Raw genomic sequence first — 17,960 nt, forward strand, 5'->3', positions numbered from 1 at the left:
CAGTATGCCCTGCCCTACCGTCCAGTCCATTACAGTGTACTGAGCCGTCTCGTCCCCGTTCTCTCGGAAGGTCCCTCGTGAACGACCAGCGCAGCGCCGCCGAACCGGCCGCCGCAGCCGTCGCCGTACCCGAAGCGGTGACGGCACTCGAAGGCGCCGGAGCGGGTACGGACGCCCCGGGAGGCGTGGGCACGGGCGCGCCCGACGGGCGGACCGGGGCCGACCGCCGGGCGGCGCTGACGCCGATCGTGCTGGTGGTCGCCGGCGGCCTGTCCGTCCAGTTCGGCTCGGCCGTCGCGGCGCTCCTGATGCCGAAGGCGGGCGCGCTGGGCGTCGTCACCCTGCGGCTGGCGGCCGCCGCTCTGATCCTGCTGGTGATCTGCCGCCCGAAGCTGCGCGGCCACTCGCGTGCCGACTGGGGCACGGTGCTCGCCTTCGGCGTCGCCATGGGCGGCATGAACACGCTCTTCTACCAGGCGCTGGACCGGATCCCGCTCGGCATCGCCGTCACCCTGGAGGTGCTCGGCCCGCTGGCCCTCTCGGTGTTCGCCTCGCGCCGCCTGATCAACCTCGTGTGGGCGGGCCTCGCCCTCGTCGGCGTCGTCCTGCTGGGCGGCGGCGGCTTCGACCGCCTCGACCCGGTCGGTGCGGCGTACGCCCTGGGGGCGGGGGCGATGTGGGCGGCGTACATCGTGTTCAGCGCCCGCACCGGCCGCCGTTTCCCGCAGGCGGACGGGCTGGCGCTGGCGATGGTGGTCGCCGCGGTCCTCTCACTGCCCCTGGGCATCATCGAGTCCGGCGCGAAGCTCACGGTCCCGTCCACCGTGGCGCTCGGCGCGGCGGTGGCCCTCCTCAGCTCGGTCCTCCCGTACACCCTGGAGCTGATGGCGCTGCGCCGGCTGCCCGCGCCCACGTTCGCCGTGATGATGAGCCTGGAGCCGGCCATCGCCGCCGGTGCGGGCTTCCTGATCCTGGACCAGGCCCTCTCCACCACGGACGCCCTCGCCATCGCCCTGGTCATCGGGGCCAGCGTCGGCGCGGTGCGCAGCCGGACGGGCTCGCGCCGCGAGGGGTGAGCCGCGGTGGGGCGACGCGGCTGAGCCCTCAGCCGTCGGCGGGCAGGATCCGGAAGGCGTCCAGCCCGGGAGTCAGGGGGGACATCGCCCGGAAGTCGCGCTGGTCCAAGGTGAAGATGCGGTCCGTCCGGTACCGGTCGGCGAGGACCACCCCGACCGCGTCGGCCAGGTCGAGCCGCAGGCCTTCGTACTTCTGACGGACTTCCTGGGCGGTACGCAGGTCCGCGAGCCTCAGTTCGGCGAGGCGGTACTGCCCGTCGTCCATACGGGAATTCAACGCCTCCATCACCTGCATGGCCGCCGGGAATCCCAGGTCGCGATGGACCAGGTGGTCCAGCTCGGTGACGACCAGGGGGGAGATGGCGAGCCTCTCGTTCTCCAGGACCCTGGCCGCCTCCGAGTGCTCCGCCTGTGCGGCGTCGAAAGCGGCGTAGAGAGCTGAGGTGTCGGCGACGATGATCAACGACGTGCGGCCCGTTCTTTGATGTGTTCGTACACCGAGTCGTCCATCTCGTCAGGCGTGAGGGAGCGTCCGCTGTCGAAGACGGGCAGTTCCCTGGTGCGCTTCGGCCGCTCCGCGCTGTCCAGCAGCAAGGCGATGCTCCGCCGGATGAGCTCGGCCTTGCTGACGCCGGTCGCGGAGGACTCGGCATCCAGTCGCACTTCCAGTTCTTCCGGAAGGTACACGGTCGTCTTTATCATGCTGCCGATTTTACCACCCTGCCCTACGTAGGGCAGGGTGGTGCTGCGGGGGCCCCGGGCTGCCTGGGGAGTCCCGGCCCTCGTTACCCGGCCCTGTCACCCGGCCGCCGGGAACGGGAAGCGGACATCGGTCAGCCGCTCCGACACCTCCCACAGCCGCCGCCCGGTCGGGGCGTCGACGGCCGCCGGGGCGAGGGGTACCCGGGCCGGCCCGCCGCGCAGCTCCCCGGGGCCGTCCGGACCGATGAGCTCGCCGCCCCGCGCGTCCGGGGCGGTCGCCGCGTAGAGCTGCGGAAGGGCGCCCGCGCCGGGGGGCTGGGCGAGGGGCCGCAGAACGCGGCCGAACAGCAGCTTCACCAGGCCGGTCGGCCCGCTCGTCTGCAGGTTAGTGGCGGTGTAGCCCGGGTGTGCCAGCAGGCTCCGGACCGGGCTGCCGGACGCGGTCAGTCGCCGGTGCAGCTCGTGCCCGAAGACGGCGTTGGCGAGCTTCGACCGGTCGTAGAAGGCCATCGGCCCGTAGTCGCGTTCGCCGTTCAGGTCGTCGAAGTGCAGGCGCGCCTTACGGTGGTTGACCGAGGTCACCGTGACGACGCGCGGGTCCCGTCGCCCGGCCGCCAGCAGGTCGAGCAGCAGCCCGGTGAGCGCGAAGTGGGCGAGGTGGTTGCAGGCGAACTGCAGCTCGTGCCCCTGCGCGCTGGCCGTGCGGGGCGGTGCCATCACCCCGGCGTTGTTGACGAGTGTGTCCAGCCGCGCGTGGTCGGTGTGCAGGGCGTCGGAGAACGCCCGTACGGAGTCGAGGTCGGCCAGGTCCAGGTGGCGCACCTCCAGCGACGCGTCCGGCCGGTCGGCGGTGATGTCGGCGACGGCCCGGCGCCCCTTCTCCTCGTCGCGCACGGCGAGGACCACGTGCCCGCCCCGGCGGGCGAGGGCCCGGGCGGTCGCCAGGCCCAGCCCGCTGTTGGCCCCGGTGACCACGGAGACCCGGCCGGCCTGGTCGGGGATCTGCTCGGCGGTCCAGCGCGGCTTCTTCTGCTTCCCGTCCTGTTCTGTCATGCGGCACACGTTGTCGTGAGTGTCACTCGGTGTCAAGACGATACTCGACGTCAGGAAGATACCGAGTGTCAGACATGGCATGGCGCTACAGTGGTGGGTGTGAGCACCCGCCCCGCAGTGACCATGGCCCAGCGCAAGCGTCAGCTCGTCACGGACGAACTGACCGAATCGGCGCTCCAGTTGATGGCGCGGGAAGGGTTCGACGCGGTCACGGTCGACGCGATCGCCGCCGCCGCCGGCGTGTCCAAGCGGACGTTCTTCCGGTATTTCGCGTCCAAGGAGGACGTGGTGGTCCAGTTCCTGGCCGACATGGGCACGGGCATGCGCGCCGAACTGGCCGCCCGCCCCGAGGCCGAACCCCCCTCCGCGGCCCTGCGCCACGCCGTCTGGGTCGCCATGGCGGCCTGCGCCGACGGCGCCGAGCACTCCGGCCGGGCCCTCCGGGTCGTCCAGCTGATCCTGCGCACACCCGCCCTGCGCGCCCGGTTCCTGGAGCACCAGGCCCAGTGGCGCGACGACCTCGCCGTGGAGACGGCCCGCCGCCTCGGGCTCGACCCGGAGGCGGACCTCACCCCGCGCCTCGCCGCCGGGGCCGCGCTCGCGGCGTTCGACACCGTGCTGCGGCGCTGGAGCGACAGCGACGGAGTCGAGGACCCCGCCGCGCTCACCGACCGGGCCTTCGCCTTCCTCGCCCCGGCGCTGGACACGGCCGGGGCGCCCGGCGCTTCCCGGTAGGGGCCCGCGCGCCGCGCGGGTTCAGTGCGAGCGCCTCACCAGTCGCACGGCCGGCCGAGCTCGGTGATGGAGTCGGCCAGCTCGGCCGGACGCCCGGGCCACCCCGTCCGGTGCCAGTGCTCTATGCGCCAGGACAGCCGCCGGGGCCACAGCGGGGTGGCGGGCAGGTGTTCCACCGGTATCCAGACCGGGGTGCCGCCGTAGTTGTCCAGCGTCTCGGGCCGGCCGATCTCGCCCGTCGCGGACACGGTGAAGTAGTGCTCGCGGCGTCCGCCCTTCCAGACGCGCGCCACCTCGGGCCCCACGGTCCCGGCCAGCCCGGTCTCCTCGTCGAGCTCGCGCACGACGGCCGCTTCCGGGGTCTCGCCCGCCTCGACCCCGCCGCCCGGGATCTCGTAGTACGGCGCGCCGTCCTCCTCGAAGCGGATCAGCAGCATGGCCCCGTCACGGATGACGATCGCCCCGGCCCGCACCCGTACCGGCGCCACCGCCGCGGGATCCTCCAGGGCCACCGGGCCCTGCGGGGGCGTGCCTTCCGCCCAGGCGCGCAGGACCCTCTCCGCCGTCCCGGTGGGCCGGATGCGCGCGTGCACGGCCTCCGCCAGGGACAGGGCGGCGCGCGGCGCACCGGGATCGCGGGAGCGCCCGTCGGGAAAGACGTAGTGCAGGCCCTCGGCGTCGTACCGGGGCTCCAGGACCAGCTTGTCGGAGTCGAACCGGACGGTCACCGCGCGAGGTTCGGCAGTCATCGACGGAGGCTAACAGCGCACCACGGCCGGCGGCTGCCGGAATGCCCTCGTCCGGGCAGGGCCGGACCTTACAGTCGCCGGATCGGAACAGCTGCCGGATCGGAACAGCTGCCGGCTCGGGACGGTCACCGGATCGAGTCCCGGTCCACGCCCATCGGCCAGGAGGCCCGCCATGGAACCGTCCACCACCCACCCAGGCACCGGCGAACGCCACGACCTGCTGGCCATGGTCGTCGACCAGCGCACCAACTTCCTCTACACCGTCGCCGGACTCACCGATGAGCAGGCCCGCGCCCGGTCGACGGTCAGCGAGCTGACCCTCGGCGGACTCGTGAAGCATCTCGCGGCGACCCAGCGGAGCTGGCTCTCCGTGATCGACGGCACCGCCGCCCCCGAGGTCGGCTGGGCCGACCTCGACCCGAACGGCAACCGGATGACCGACGACGAGACCCTCGCCGCCCACCTCGACGCGTTCCACGCCGCGGCGGAGGCCTTCGACCGCGCTGTCCGCGAGGAGCCCGATCTCGACCGGGAGGTCACGCTGCCGCGATACCCCTGGTCACCGCCGCAGCCCCTCGTCCGGACCGTACGGCACGTACTGCTGCACGTGTTCCGCGAGATCGCCCACCACAGCGGTCACGCCGACATCGTGCGCGAGGCGCTCGACGGGGTGAGCACCACCGAACAGATGGCGAAGGCGGCCATGGGCGGCGAGTGACGGGCGGCCGGGGTGACGCGATGCGCGTCACCCCGCGCACCCCGCACACCCCGGGCAGAAAATCATGCAAGCACGCTTGATTGTTTCCTGGTGCGCTGCCATGCTCCTGGGCACCACACCCGGTCCCGAGGGGAGCGCACGTGTCCGCTGTCGTAGCCGTGATCGACGATCTGCGCGAAGAGAGCGACGAACTCGACGCCCTGGTAGGGGAGTTGGGCGCGCCCGGCTGGCGCGGGCCGACCCCGGCCGAGCGGTGGACCGTGGCCCACCAGATCGCCCACCTCAGCTGGACCGACGAGGTCGCGCTGCTGGCGGCCACCGAGCCGGACCGGTTCGGGGACGAGGTGGTCAAGGCCCTCGCCGCGCCCGAGACCTTCGTCGACGAGGCGGCCGAAGCCCTGGTCGCCGCCCATGACCCGGACGCCCTGCTCGCCCGGTGGCGGGAGGGGCGGCAGCGGCTCGACAAGGTCCTGAGGGACGCCCCGGCCGGCACCCGGATCCCCTGGTACGGGCCGCCGATGAGCATCGCGTCCATGGCGACCGCCCGGCTCATGGAGACCTGGGCGCACGGCCAGGACATCGCCGACGCCCTCGGGGTGACCCGGGCCCCCACCACCCGGCTCCGGCACGTGGCGCGGATCGGCGTCCGGGCCCGGAACTACGCCTACGGGGTACGCGGGATCGCCGCGCCCGAGGAGGAGTTCCGCGTCGAACTCCACACCCCGGACGGCGAGATGATCACGTACGGACCGGAGGAGGCCGCCCAGCGGATCACCGGCCCGCTCCTCGACTTCTGTCTCCTGGTCACCCAGCGCGCCCACCGGTCCGACCTCGCGGTCACCGCCGAGGGACGCGAAGCCGACCAGTGGCTCTCCATCGCCCAGGCGTTCGCCGGCCCTCCCGGACCCGGCCGCCCGCCCCGCGCGGAGCGGGACGGTCACCGGTGAGCACCGCTCCCGGCCCCGCGCCCCTGCGGATCGGCAACGCCTCCGGCTTCTACGGCGACCGCTTCGACGCGCTGCGCGAGATGCTGACCGGCGGCCCCCTCGACGTCGTCACCGGCGACTACCTCGCCGAGCTGACCATGCTCATCCTCGGCCGGAGCCGCCTCAAGGACCCGGACAAGGGGTACGCCACCACCTTCCTGCGCCAGTTGGAGGAAGGACTCGGCCTCGCCCACGAGCGCGGGGTGCGGATCGTAGCCAACGCGGGCGGCCTCAACCCGGCCGGACTGGCCGACGCCGTACGGCAGTTGGCGGAGAAGGTCGGCGTTCCCGTCACCGTCGCCCATGTCGAGGGCGACGGTCTGCCCGTCCCGGACGGGTTCCTCACCGCCAACGCCTACCTCGGTGGCTCCGGGATAGCCGCCTGTCTGCGGGCCGGGGCGGATGTCGTCGTCACCGGCCGGGTCACCGACGCGGCCTTGGTCACCGGGCCCGCCGCCGCCCACTTCGGCTGGGGCCCGGACGACCTGGACGCGCTCGCCGGCGCCGTGGTCGCCGGGCACGTCCTGGAGTGCGGTACGCAGGCGACCGGCGGGAACTACGCGTTCTTCCGCGAGCACGACGCCCGCCTTCTTTGCCGCCCCGGCTTCCCGCTCGCCGAGATCCACGCCGACGGCTCCTCGGTCATCACCAAGCACGACGGCACGGGAGGGGTCGTCGACGTCGGCACCGTCACCGCCCAACTCCTCTACGAGACCGGCGGGCCCCGGTACGCGGGCCCCGACGTCACCGCCCGCCTCGACACCGTGACGCTGACCCCGGACGGCCCGGACCGGGTCCGTATCGACGGCGTACGCGGCGAGGCCCCGCCGCCCACCCTCAAGGCGGGGCTCACCCGGCTCGGCGGCTGGCGCAACGAGGTCGTCTTCGTCCTCACCGGCCTGGACATCGAGGCCAAGGCGGACCTGGTGAAGGACCAGTTCGCCGACGCCCTGGCACGGGCCGGCGGGCGCCCGCCGGCCGAGGTGCGCTGGGAGCTTGCCCGGACCGACCGTGCCGACGCCGACACCGAGGAGCGGGCCAGCGCCCTGCTGCGGCTCGTCGTCCGCGACCAGGACGCCGACGCGGTCGGCCGGGCCGTCTCCGGGGCGGCCGTGGAGCTGGCCCTCGGCAGCTACCCGGGCTTCCACGTCACCGCCCCGCCCGGAAAGGGCGCGCCCTACGGGGTGTTCGAGGCCAGGCCCGTACCGGCGGCGGGCGTCGAGCACACCGCCGTACTCCCGGACGGCCGCAGAGAGGTGCAGGAACCCCCCGCCCGCACCCGGGAGTTGGCCGAGCTCGACGCGCCGCCGCTCCCCGAGCCGTATCCCGTCGGCACCCCCACCCGGCGCGCACCCCTCGGCCTGATCGCGGGCGCCCGCAGCGGCGACAAGGGCGGCGACGCCAATGTGGGCGTCTGGGTGCGCGACGACGACGCCTGGCGCTGGCTGGCGCACGAGCTGACCGTCGAGCGGCTGAAGGAACTCCTGCCGGAGACCGCCGCTCTGAGGGTCGTGCGCCATGTGCTGCCGGGCCTCCGCGCCCTGAACTTCACCGTGCACGGCCTCCTGGGCGAGGGCGTCGCCGCCCAGGCCCGTTTCGACCCGCAGGCCAAGGCGCTGGGGGAGTGGCTGCGGTCCCGGTCGCTCCCCGTCCCCGTACCGCTGCTGGAAGGCGTCCCCCTCCCGGAGGTGACCGCATGACCGTCCTGCCCACCGGGCTCGACACCAACAGCCCGGAATACGAGACCAATCGGGCCACCATGATGGAGAAACTCGCCGAGTTGGAAACCGAGCACGCCAAGGCGCTCGCGGGCGGCGGCGAGAAGTACGTCGCCCGGCACCGGAAACGCGGCAAGCTCCCGGCCCGCGAGCGCATCGAACTGCTCGTCGACCCCGACACCCCGTTCCTGGAGCTGTCGCCGCTGGCCGCCTGGGGCAGCGATTACGCGGTCGGCGCCTCGCTCGTCACGGGGATCGGGGTGGTGGAGGGCGTCGAGTGCCTCATCACCGCCAACGACCCGACCGTGCGCGGCGGGGCCTCGAACCCGTGGACGCTGAAGAAGGCCCTGCGCGCCAACGAGATCGCCTTCGCCAACCGGCTCCCTGCCATCAGCCTGGTGGAGTCGGGCGGGGCCGACCTGCCGTCCCAGAAGGAGATCTTCATCCCGGGCGGGGCCCTCTTCCGTGACCTCACCCGGCTCTCCGCCGCCGGAATCCCCACCGTGGCCGTCGTGTTCGGCAACTCGACGGCCGGAGGCGCGTACGTCCCCGGCATGTCCGACCACACGGTGATGATCAAGGAGCGGTCCAAGGTCTTCCTCGGCGGACCGCCCCTGGTGAAGATGGCGACCGGCGAGGAGAGCGACGACGAGTCCCTCGGCGGTGCCGAGATGCACGCCCGCACCTCCGGGCTCGCCGACCACTTCGCCGTCGACGAGCACGACGCGATCCGACAGGCACGACGGATCGTCGCCCGGCTCAACTGGCGTAAGGCACACGCTGATCCGGGCCCCGCCGAGCCGCCGAAGTACGACGAGGACGAGCTGCTCGGCATCGTGCCCGGCGATCTGAAAGCGCCCTTCGACCCGCGCGAGGTCATCGCCCGGCTGGTCGACGGCTCGGACTTTGACGCGTTCAAACCGCTGTACGGGACGAGCCTGGTCACCGGCTGGGCGCGGCTGCACGGCTATCCGGTCGGGATCCTCGCCAACGCGCAGGGTGTTCTCTTCAGTGAGGAGTCCCAGAAGGCCGCCCAGTTCATCCAGTTGGCGAACCAGCGCGACATCCCGCTGCTCTTCCTCCACAACACCACCGGCTACATGGTCGGCAAGGAGTACGAGCAGGGCGGCATCATCAAGCACGGCGCGATGATGATCAACGCGGTCGCCAACTCGAAGGTCCCGCATCTGTCGGTCCTGATGGGGGCGTCCTACGGGGCCGGCCACTACGGCATGTGCGGGCGCGCCTACGATCCGCGCTTCCTCTTCGCCTGGCCGAGCAGCAAGTCCGCCGTCATGGGGCCGCAGCAGCTCGCCGGGGTCCTGTCCATCGTCGCCCGCGCCTCCGCCGCCGCCAAGGGGCAGCCGTACGACGACGAGGCGGACGCCGGGCTGCGGGCGATGGTGGAGCAGCAGATCGAGGCGGAGTCGCTGCCGGTGTTCCTGTCCGGGCGGCTGTACGACGACGGGGTCATCGACCCGCGCGACACCCGGACCGTCCTCGGCATGTGCCTGTCCGCGATCCACACCGCACCGGTCGAGGGCGCCCGCGGCGGCTTCGGCGTCTTCCGGATGTGACCGCCCATGAGGCCCACGAGGAACCTTCCGGATGTAACCCGCCCATGAGGAGTGACGTGATCCAGACCCTGCTCGTCGCCAACCGGGGCGAGATCGCCTGCCGGATCTTCCGTACCTGCCGTGACCTGGGCATCACCACCGTCGCCGTGCACTCCGACGCGGACGTCGGCGCCCTGCACGTACGGGAGGCCGACCTCGCCGTACGCCTGCCGGGCGCGGCCCCCGCCGACACGTATCTGCGCGGCGACCTCGTCGTGGCCGCCGCGCTGGCCGCCGGGGCGGACGCCGTGCACCCCGGGTACGGCTTCCTCTCCGAGAGCGCCGCCTTCGCCGCCGCCGTGCAGGACGCGGGCCTGGTGTGGGTGGGCCCGCCGGTGAAGGCCATCGAGCTGATGGCGTCCAAGACCCGGGCCAAGGAGCTGATGGCCGGGGCGGGAGTCCCGTTGCTGGCCCCCGTGGACCCGGCGACGGCCGGGGAGGACGACCTGCCGCTGCTGCTGAAGGCGGCGGCGGGCGGCGGCGGACGCGGCATGCGGATCGTCCGCGCACTCGGCGCACTTCCGGGCGAACTGCTGGCGGCCGCCGCCGAGGCCGCGTCCGCCTTCGGGGACGGCGAGGTCTTCGCCGAGCCGTACGTGGAACGGGGCCGGCACGTCGAGGTCCAGGTGATGGCGGACGAGCACGACACGGTGTGGGCGCTCGGCACCCGGGACTGCTCGCTCCAGCGCCGCCACCAGAAGGTCATCGAGGAGGCCCCCGCCCCGGGCCTGGACGACGCCCTGCGCACCCGGCTCCACGAGGCGGCGGTGGCGGCGGCCCGGGCGGTCGGCTACCGGGGCGCGGGGACCGTGGAGTTCCTGGTCTCCGCCGAGGGACGCCCGTACTTCCTGGAGATGAACACCCGCCTCCAGGTCGAACACCCGGTCACGGAAGCCGTGTTCGGGCTCGACCTGGTCGCGCTGCAACTGCGGATGGCGGAGGGCGAGCCGCTGGAGCCGACGCCCCCGTCGCCGTCGGGTCACGCGGTCGAGGCCCGGCTCTACGCCGAGGACCCCGCCCGTGACTGGCAGCCGCAGACCGGCGCGCTCCTCGCACTGGATGTGCCGGACGCGCCGGGCCTGCGCCTGGACACCGGGTACACCGGCGGCGACACCATCGGCGTGCACTACGACCCGATGCTCGCCAAGGTGATCGCCCACGCCCCGACCCGCGCCGGGGCCGTCCGGCTGCTGGCCCGCGGACTGGAGCGGGCCCGGATCCACGGCCCGGTCACCAACCGCGACCTGCTCGTACGGTCGTTGCGCCACCCGGACTTCGCTGCGGCACGCCTGGACACCGGGTTCTACGACCGGCACCTGGCTGCCCTGACCGCCCCGGCCCCCGGCCGGAACCCGGCGACGGCCGCCCTCGCCGCGGCCCTGGCGGCAGCCGTCCGCACCACCGCCTCCGGCGGCCCCGCCCCCACCCGCTTCGGGGCCTGGCGCAACGTGGCATCGGGGCCGCAGGTCAAGCGCTACCGGAGCGAGCCCGACGGGACCGAGTACGAGGTCGCCCACCGCACCCCGCGCACCGGCGTCCCGGAACCGCACGACGCCCCGGGCGTCCGGGTCCTCGCCGTCACCCCGGACCGGGTCACCCTCGAAGAGGGCGGTGTGGCACGGCACTTCACGGTCACGGCGGACCGCGACCGGGTGTACGTGGACACCGGGGCCGCCTCGTACGCCTTCACCGCCCTGCCCCGCTTCACCGACCCCGCCACGCACACCGAACCGGGCTCCCTGCTCGCCCCGATGCCCGGGACCGTCGTCCGCCTCGCGGAGGGCCTGGCCGCCGGGGTCCCCGTCGAGGCCGGGCAGCCGCTGATCTGGCTGGAGGCGATGAAGATGGAGCACCGCATCCTCGCCCCCGCCTCCGGCACCCTCACCGCCCTGCACGCCGCCCCCGGACTCCAGGTCGAGGTCGGCGCGCTGCTCGCCGTGGTCCAGGAGGACCCGGCCGCCATCCCCGTACCGGAGGAGACCGCATGAGCACCGCCCGCACCGCCGCCGGCACCGTCCTCGAAACCGAAGAGCACCAGGCCCTGCGCGCCGCCGTCGCCGCCCTCGGCAAGCGGTACGGGCGCGACTACATGACCACCGTCATCCGCGAGGGCAACCACACCGACGAGCTGTGGGCGGAGGCCGCCAAGCTCGGCTACCTCGGGGTGAACCTCCCCGAGGAGTACGGCGGCGGAGGCGGCGGCATGGCCGAACTCTCCATCGTACTGGAGGAGTTGGGAGCGGCCGGCTCGCCCCTCCTCATGATGATCGTGTCGCCCGCGATCTGCGGCACGGTCATCGCCCGCTTCGGCACCGACGGACAGAAGCGGACGTGGCTGCCGGGCCTCGCCGACGGAAGCCTCACCATGGCCTTCGGTATCACCGAGCCCGACGCCGGCTCCAACTCCCACCGCATCACCACCACCGCCCGCCGTGACGGCACGGGCCCGGACGCCGACTGGCTCCTCACCGGCCGCAAGGTCTTCGTGTCCGGCGTCGACATAGCCGACGCCACGCTGATCGTCGGCCGCACCGAGGACGCCCGCTCCGGGAAGCTGAAGCCCTGCCTGTTCATCGTCCCGCGCGACGCCGAGGGCTTCGGCCGGAACCAGATCGACATGGAACTCCACGCCCCCGAGAAGCAGTTCGAGCTGGTCCTGGACGACGTACGCCTCCCGGCCGACGCCCTGGTCGGCGACGAGGACGCGGGCCTCCTCCAGCTCTTCGCGGGACTCAACCCCGAACGGATCATGACGGCCGCGTTCGGCATCGGCATGGGCCGCTTCGCGCTCGGCAAGGCCGTGGAGTACGCCCGTACCCGCCAGGTCTGGAAGGCCCCGATCGGCTCCCACCAGGCCATCGCGCACCCGCTCGCCACCGCGCACATCGACCTGGAGCTGTCGCGCCTGATGATGCAGAAGGCGGCCCGGCTGTACGACGAGGGCGACGACGTCGGGGCGGGCGCGGCGGCGAACATGGCGAAGTACGCGGCGGGCGAGGCGTGCGTGAAGGCGGTCGACCAGGCCGTGCACACCCTCGGCGGCAACGGACTGACCCGCGAGTACGGCCTCGCGTCCCTGATCACCGCGTCCCGGGTGGCCCGGATCGCCCCGGTCAGCCGCGAGATGATCCTGAACTACGTCTCGCACCAGACGCTGGGCCTGCCGAAGTCGTACTGAGCCTTTCCCGATCCGCTTCCGTCCGACCTCTCCCCATCCCTCCCCCACAGGGGTGATTCTGACCCTCCACACCCGCACGGCGTCCCGCGCCGCCACCCGGGCGGCGCGGGCATCCGCGACGACAGGGGACCGCCATGGTGTTCCGCAGCGAGTACGCAGACGTACCGGCCCTCGACACGCCCATCCACGACGCGGTCCTCGGCGGGGCCGCCGGGTTCGGTGACACCGTCGCCCTGATTGACGGAACGAACGGCGCCTCCCTCACGTACGCCCAGCTCGACGGCTTCCACCGGCGCATCGCCGCCGCGCTCGCCGAGGCCGGTCTCCGCAAGGGCGACGTCCTCGCCCTCCACAGCCCGAACACCATCGCCTACCCGGCGGTCTTCTACGGGGCCACCCGCGCCGGGGCCTCCGTCACCACCGTCCACCCGCTGGCCACGCCCGAGGAGTTCGCCAAACAGCTCGCCGACAGCGGGGCCACCTGGATCGTCACCGTCTCCCCGCTCCTTCCCGCCGCCCGCCGGGCGGCCGAACTCACCAGCGGCATAAGGGAGATCTACGTCTGCGACCAGGCGGAGGGCCACACCTCCATCCTGGACATGCTGTCCTCCACCGCCCCCGAGCCTACGATCGCCATCGACCCCGGCGAGGACGTCGCGGCGCTCCCGTACAGCTCCGGCACGACGGGCACGCCCAAGGGCGTGATGCTGACGCACCGCTCGATCGCGACCAACCTGGAGCAGCTGAGACCGTTCATCCCGATGGGCGAGGGCGACCGCATCCTGGCGGTGCTGCCGTTCTTCCACATCTACGGCCTCACCGCCCTCATGAACGTCCCGCTCCGCTGCGGCTCCACCGTCGTCGTCCTGCCCCGCTTCGACCTGGCGCAGTTCCTGGAGGCCATCCAGACGCACCGGATCACCGGCCTGTACGTGGCCCCGCCGATCGTGCTGGCCCTGGCGAAGCACCCGCTGGTCGGGGAGTACGACCTCTCCTCGCTCCAGTACGTCGTCAGCGCCGCCGCCCCGCTCGACGCCGACCTGGCCGCCGCCTGCTCGGCCCGCCTGGGGGTGCCGCCGGTGCGGCAGGCGTACGGGATGACGGAGCTGTCGCCGGGGACGCACGTGGTGCCGCTCTCCGCCGAGCGGCCGCCGCCGGGGACGGTCGGCAAGCTGCTGCCGGGTACCGAGATGCGGATCGTGTCGCTGGCGGACCCGGCGAAGGACACGGAGGAGGGGGCGGACGGCGAGATCCTCATCCGCGGCCCCCAGGTGATGAAGGGCTACCTGGGCCGCCCCGACGCCACCGCCGACATGATCGACGCGGACGGCTGGGTGCACACCGGGGACGTCGGGCGGGTCGACGCGGACGGCTGGCTGTTCGTCGTCGACCGGGTCAAGGAGCTGATCAAGTACAAGGGCTACCAGGTGGCCCCCGCCGAGCTGGAGGCCCTGCTCCTCACCCACGAGCACCTCGCGGACGCGGCGGTGATCGGGGTGTACGACGCGGACGGCAACGAGGTCCCGAAGGCGTTCCTGGTCCGGAGCCCGGCGGCGGACGGCCTGACGGTGGAGGACGTCCTGGCGTACGTCGCCGAACGCGTCTCCCCGTACAAGAAGGTGCGGCAGGCCGAGTTCGTCGAGGCGGTGCCCCGGGCGGCGTCCGGCAAGATCCTCCGGCGCGAGCTGCGCGACCGGGAGAAGACGGAGGAGAAGTGACCCTGATCGACAGGCTCTGCGACCGGGGAGTGGCGACGCTGACCCTGGACTCGCCGGCCAACCGCAACGCGCTGTCGGCCGCTCTGGTGGGCGAGCTGCGGGAGTCGCTGGCGCGGTGCGCCTCGGACGACACCGTACGGGCGGTGCTGCTCACCCACACCGGCACGACGTTCTGTGCCGGGGCGGACCTCAAGGCGCCGCCGGACCCGGAGGCGTTCGTGGCCCTGATGCGGGAGATCGTGGCGCTGCCCAAACCGGTCGTGGCCCGGGTGGCGGGCCATGTCCGGGCTGGCGGCCTGGGCCTGTTGGCGGCGTGCGACATCGCGGTGGCGGGCCCGGCCTCGACCTTCGCCTTGACGGAGTCCCGCCTCGGCCTGGCCCCGGCGGTCATCTCCCTCACCCTGCTGCCCCGCCTGGACCGCACGGCGGCGAACCGCTACTACCTCACCGGTGAGCGCTTCGACGCGGCGGAGGCGGCCAGGATCTCGCTGGTCACGGTGGCCGCCGAGGACGTCGACCAGGCACTCGTCCCCATCCTGGACGGCCTGCGCCGAGCCTCGCCGCAGGGGCTGGCCGCATCGAAGGAGCTGGTCACGGCTACCGTGCTGAGGAGCTTCGACCAGTACGCCGAAGACCTCGTCGCCCGATCCGCCGCGTTGTTCGCCTCCGACGAGGCGAGGGAGGGGATGACGGCCTTCCTCGAACGACGGGACCCGGCATGGGTGCGGTGACACCTTCCAGCCCTTTGAGATCCGCTCACGCGCCGAAGCAGGACCGCAGCCGGGCGACCCGGCAGCGGCTCCTGGAGGCGGCGGTGGCCTGCCTGGCCGAACACGGTTGGGCGGGCTCCACCGTCTCCGTCGTCGCCGAGCGGGCCGGCGTCTCGCGCGGCGCGGCCCAGCACCACTTCCCGACCCGCGAGGACCTGTTCACGGGGGCGGTGGAGTACGTCGCCGAGGAACGCTCCGCCGCCCTGCGCGCGCTCCCCGTCCAGGGCCGCGCCGCGGTGGTCGCGGCCCTGGTCGACCTCTACACCGGCCCCCTGTTCCGGGCCGCGCTCCAGCTCTGGGTCGCCGCCTCCAACGAGGCCCAGCTCCGCCCGCGCGTGACGGAACTGGAGGCGCGGGTGGGCCGGGAGACGCACCGGATCGCCGTCGAACTCCTGGGCGCCGACGAATCCCGGCCCGGAGCGCGCGAAACGGTCCAGGGCCTCCTGGACATGGCCCGCGGCCTCGGCCTCGCCAACCTCCTCACCGACGACGCCGCCCGGCGGGCACGGGTGGTGGCGCAGTGGGCGGCGCTGGTGGAGGAAGGGCTGAGGTGAGAGCCCGGACGGGGCTCCGGGGCGTCCTCAGGAAGCGGCCGGGGTGGCCGGCTCCTGGGAGGCGCTGCCGTCGTAGACGTGGTCCGGGGTGGCGATCTGCGTGACCGCGCGGGCGAGCAGAGTGGACGGCTCCTGGCCATCGCTGAGGGAATCCGTGTTGATCATGATGACCATGGTGGCCTTCTGCGCGGGCAGGTAGACGGTGACGGTCTCGTACCCCGGCAGGGAACCGTTGTGCCCGATCCACCCGTCGGCGTCGAAGATCCCCAGACCGTAGCTGAGCCCCGGGAAGCCGGTCGGCAGGGTCTTGAGCCGCTGCGCCTGGGTCGCGGGGCTCAGCAGCTCCCCGGTGGCGACGATCTTGGCCCAGCGGCGCAGGTCGTGCAGATCGGAGATCATCGCCCCGGCGGCCCATGCCCAGCTGGGGTTCCAGTCCGTGGCGTCCTCGGTCTCGCCGCTCAGCGTCTGGTCGGTGTAGCCGCGGGCGTGCGGCTCGGGGAACTCGGCCCCGGTCGGGAAGAGCGTGTTGTGCAGGTGGGCGGGGCGGAGCACCCGCTCGTGGATGACCTGGCGGAGCTCCTGACCGGTGACCTTCTCGATCACCAGGCCGAGCAGGACGAGGTTGGAGTTGGAGTACTGGAACTCCGCACCCGGCTTGAAGGTGTTCTTGTGCTTCATGCCGTACGCGAGCACGCCCCGCGGGGTGAACGAGCGGTACGGATCGCTCAGCAGGTCGTGCACGAAGTCCGCGTCGGCGGTGTACGGGAACAGGCCGCTGCGCATCCCGGCGAGCTGGCGGAGCGTGATCCGGTCGCCGTTGCGCACGCCGGAGACGTAACGGGAGATCGGGTCGTCCAGCTTGACGAGCTTGTCGTCGACGAGTTGGAGCAGCGCGGTGACCGTGAACGTCTTGGTCTCACTGCCGATCCGGATCCGGGTGTCGGCCGACATCGGCTCACCGGTGACCTTGTTGGCGACGCCGTCGGCGTGGACGTAGCTGCCCTTCCCCGGCATCCACAGCCCGACGACGGCGCCGGGGATACCGGCCTGCTCACGGACGTCCGCGATGGCCTTGTCCAGCCTGGCGGTCAGCTCGGGACCGAGACCGCCGGGCGGACAGTCGTCCTGGCCGTGCCGGTCGTGTCTGCCGAGATGGTCGTTCCCGTGGTGCTGAGCGTGCTGATCGTGCCGGTCGAGGCCTGCGGCGTGGACCGCCTGGGCGGGAGCCACGGCCATCGGGGCCAGTACGGACGCCGCGAGCAGCATCGCGGCGTACAGACGTCGGGTGGGGGATCGTCGTCGCATGGGGGGCCTCTTCCGGACCGGGAGGGGGGAGGGGAGCGGAGCGACGGCAACGACACCACCCGGCCCCCGGACTCCGTACCGCATCCCGGCCGCGCCCTGCGAAGTCCACTCGTTCGGAGCCGCGCGGCACGGAGCCCTCGGGGCCTTCGGGACGGGCGGCGTTGAGGCCGTCGGGACCGGCGTCGGGCGGCGTTGGGCCGGTGTCAGCCGGAGTCGGACGGGGTGCGGTCCCGGGGCTCCTCACCGGCCGGAACCGGCGTCGCCTGGTGGTAGTACATCCGCCACGACGCCTCCCCGGCCCGCCTGCGCCACAGCGAACTCCGGCGGGCCCGGTCGCCGCCGATGACGGTCTCGTACGTGAGGTGCACCAGCCCGGGCCCCAGCACCACTCCGGTCATACCGGAGGGCTCGTAGCGCGGGCTGTCCGCGCCTCCGCCGTCCAGGTCGGGGAGGGCGATGAGCATCTCCTCGTACGTCCACCGCCTTCCGGAAGCCCCGATCTCGACGAACTCCGGGTCGAGCAGTGTCTCGGCGATGGACCGGGAGAGACGGACGGCGGGGTCCATCAGCCGCAACTCGCCGTCGATCGCCGCACTCACGTCTTCGTGTTCCTGACTCATTCGGCCATCGTCGCCGACGAGGAGGCCCGGGCGGGCGTCATCCGTCCCGGACGCCGTGAGCGTCAGGAGAGCATGGCGGCCCGGTCGGACGCACTCCGCAGGACGCAGAACTCGTTGCCTTCGGGATCGGCGAGGATCGCCCAGCCCGAACCATCGGGATTTCGGTGATCGCCGACGAACGTGGCGCCGAGCTCCAGCAGCCGTTCCACCTCCTGATCGCGCGAGGTCTCCGGGCGCAGGCACAGATGGAGTCGGTTCTTGATCGTCTTGGCCTCGGGCACCTGATTGAAGTGCAGCACCGGGCCCTCCGCCAGCAGCACCTGAGCCTCCCGGACACCCGGCCTGTCCTCCGGGTGCAGCGGACGCCCTGTCACACCGCTCCAGAACCGGGCCAGCTCATAAGCATCCGCACAGTCGATCGCCACGTTCTGCACTACCGAAACCATGCGCTCCAGCCTTCCT

At 72.9% G+C, this 17,960-nt stretch carries 18 protein-coding genes; 11 read left to right on the forward strand and 7 right to left on the reverse strand.

Annotated features, from left to right (window positions below):
- Window positions 1–77 precede the first annotated feature (77 nt).
- Window positions 78–1,076: an EamA family transporter gene (locus ACIQRW_RS09360; protein ID WP_403756686.1), complete on the forward strand. Its 999-nt coding sequence runs from the start codon at window positions 78–80 to the stop codon at window positions 1,074–1,076.
- 28 nt (window positions 1,077–1,104) lie between these two features.
- On the opposite strand, the gene ACIQRW_RS09365 is transcribed toward ACIQRW_RS09360, so the two are convergent.
- The 3 genes from ACIQRW_RS09365 to ACIQRW_RS09375 form a co-directional block, all read right to left on the reverse strand.
- Entirely contained in the window at window positions 1,105–1,539 is a 435-nt protein-coding gene (locus ACIQRW_RS09365; protein ID WP_403756689.1) for a type II toxin-antitoxin system VapC family toxin, read from the reverse strand.
- Complete coding sequence (locus ACIQRW_RS09370) at window positions 1,536–1,778, reverse strand: ribbon-helix-helix protein, CopG family (RefSeq protein WP_403756692.1); 243 nt, start codon at window positions 1,776–1,778, stop codon at window positions 1,536–1,538. The genes ACIQRW_RS09365 and ACIQRW_RS09370 overlap by 4 nt, the downstream gene beginning before the upstream one ends.
- Window positions 1,779–1,874: 96 nt before the next feature.
- Window positions 1,875–2,831, reverse strand: a complete 957-nt coding sequence (locus tag ACIQRW_RS09375; protein ID WP_403756695.1) for an oxidoreductase — start codon at window positions 2,829–2,831, stop codon at window positions 1,875–1,877.
- 123 nt (window positions 2,832–2,954) lie between these two features.
- Here ACIQRW_RS09375 and ACIQRW_RS09380 point away from each other — a divergent pair, with 123 nt between their 5' ends.
- Entirely contained in the window at window positions 2,955–3,566 is a 612-nt protein-coding gene (locus ACIQRW_RS09380; protein ID WP_403757420.1) for a TetR family transcriptional regulator, read from the forward strand.
- Window positions 3,567–3,601: 35 nt separating this feature from the next.
- Here the strand turns inward: ACIQRW_RS09380 and ACIQRW_RS09385 are convergent, their stop codons facing one another.
- Window positions 3,602–4,315, reverse strand: coding sequence for an NUDIX domain-containing protein (locus ACIQRW_RS09385; protein WP_403756698.1), 714 nt, complete (start codon window positions 4,313–4,315; stop codon window positions 3,602–3,604).
- A gap of 172 nt (window positions 4,316–4,487) precedes the next feature.
- Between ACIQRW_RS09385 and ACIQRW_RS09390 the strand changes: the two genes are divergently transcribed.
- From ACIQRW_RS09390 to ACIQRW_RS09430, 9 genes are all read left to right on the forward strand, one after another.
- Window positions 4,488–5,033, forward strand: coding sequence for a DinB family protein (locus ACIQRW_RS09390; protein WP_403756701.1), 546 nt, complete (start codon window positions 4,488–4,490; stop codon window positions 5,031–5,033).
- Window positions 5,034–5,173: 140 nt separating this feature from the next.
- Window positions 5,174–5,980, forward strand: coding sequence for a TIGR03084 family metal-binding protein (locus ACIQRW_RS09395; protein WP_403756703.1), 807 nt, complete (start codon window positions 5,174–5,176; stop codon window positions 5,978–5,980).
- Window positions 5,977–7,719 carry an acyclic terpene utilization AtuA family protein gene (locus ACIQRW_RS09400; RefSeq protein ID WP_403756706.1) on the forward strand — a complete coding sequence of 581 codons (1,743 nt, stop codon included), beginning with the start codon at window positions 5,977–5,979 and terminating at the stop codon, window positions 7,717–7,719. Before ACIQRW_RS09395 ends, ACIQRW_RS09400 begins: the two co-directional genes overlap by 4 nt.
- Window positions 7,716–9,314 carry an acyl-CoA carboxylase subunit beta gene (locus ACIQRW_RS09405; protein ID WP_403756709.1) on the forward strand — a complete coding sequence of 533 codons (1,599 nt, stop codon included), beginning with the start codon at window positions 7,716–7,718 and terminating at the stop codon, window positions 9,312–9,314. Before ACIQRW_RS09400 ends, ACIQRW_RS09405 begins: the two co-directional genes overlap by 4 nt.
- Window positions 9,315–9,358: 44 nt before the next feature.
- Entirely contained in the window at window positions 9,359–11,341 is a 1,983-nt protein-coding gene (locus ACIQRW_RS09410) for a biotin carboxylase N-terminal domain-containing protein (RefSeq protein WP_403756712.1), read from the forward strand.
- Window positions 11,338–12,531, forward strand: a complete 1,194-nt coding sequence (locus ACIQRW_RS09415) for an acyl-CoA dehydrogenase family protein (RefSeq protein WP_403756715.1) — start codon at window positions 11,338–11,340, stop codon at window positions 12,529–12,531. Before ACIQRW_RS09410 ends, ACIQRW_RS09415 begins: the two co-directional genes overlap by 4 nt.
- A 134-nt stretch (window positions 12,532–12,665) precedes the next feature.
- Window positions 12,666–14,249, forward strand: a complete 1,584-nt coding sequence (locus ACIQRW_RS09420) for a 4-coumarate--CoA ligase family protein (RefSeq protein ID WP_403756718.1) — start codon at window positions 12,666–12,668, stop codon at window positions 14,247–14,249.
- Entirely contained in the window at window positions 14,246–14,980 is a 735-nt protein-coding gene (locus ACIQRW_RS09425; RefSeq protein WP_403756721.1) for an enoyl-CoA hydratase family protein, read from the forward strand. The genes ACIQRW_RS09420 and ACIQRW_RS09425 overlap by 4 nt, the downstream gene beginning before the upstream one ends.
- Complete coding sequence (locus ACIQRW_RS09430; protein WP_403756724.1) at window positions 14,968–15,573, forward strand: TetR/AcrR family transcriptional regulator; 606 nt, start codon at window positions 14,968–14,970, stop codon at window positions 15,571–15,573. Before ACIQRW_RS09425 ends, ACIQRW_RS09430 begins: the two co-directional genes overlap by 13 nt.
- A gap of 27 nt (window positions 15,574–15,600) precedes the next feature.
- Here ACIQRW_RS09430 and ACIQRW_RS09435 read toward each other — a convergent pair whose 3' ends face one another.
- From ACIQRW_RS09435 to ACIQRW_RS09445, 3 genes are all read right to left on the reverse strand, one after another.
- On the reverse strand, window positions 15,601–16,878 hold the full coding sequence (locus tag ACIQRW_RS09435; RefSeq protein WP_403756727.1) for a serine hydrolase domain-containing protein: 1,278 nt from the start codon (window positions 16,876–16,878) through the stop codon (window positions 15,601–15,603).
- Window positions 16,879–17,081: 203 nt separating this feature from the next.
- Window positions 17,082–17,498 carry a DUF4440 domain-containing protein gene (locus tag ACIQRW_RS09440; RefSeq protein WP_403756730.1) on the reverse strand — a complete coding sequence of 139 codons (417 nt, stop codon included), beginning with the start codon at window positions 17,496–17,498 and terminating at the stop codon, window positions 17,082–17,084.
- Window positions 17,499–17,560: 62 nt separating this feature from the next.
- Complete coding sequence (locus ACIQRW_RS09445; RefSeq protein WP_403756732.1) at window positions 17,561–17,944, reverse strand: VOC family protein; 384 nt, start codon at window positions 17,942–17,944, stop codon at window positions 17,561–17,563.
- Between the last annotated feature and the right edge of the window lie 16 nt (window positions 17,945–17,960).

Source organism: Streptomyces sp. NPDC091287 (assembly GCF_044768525.1).
Classification (GTDB): Bacteria; Actinomycetota; Actinomycetes; order Streptomycetales; family Streptomycetaceae; genus Streptomyces.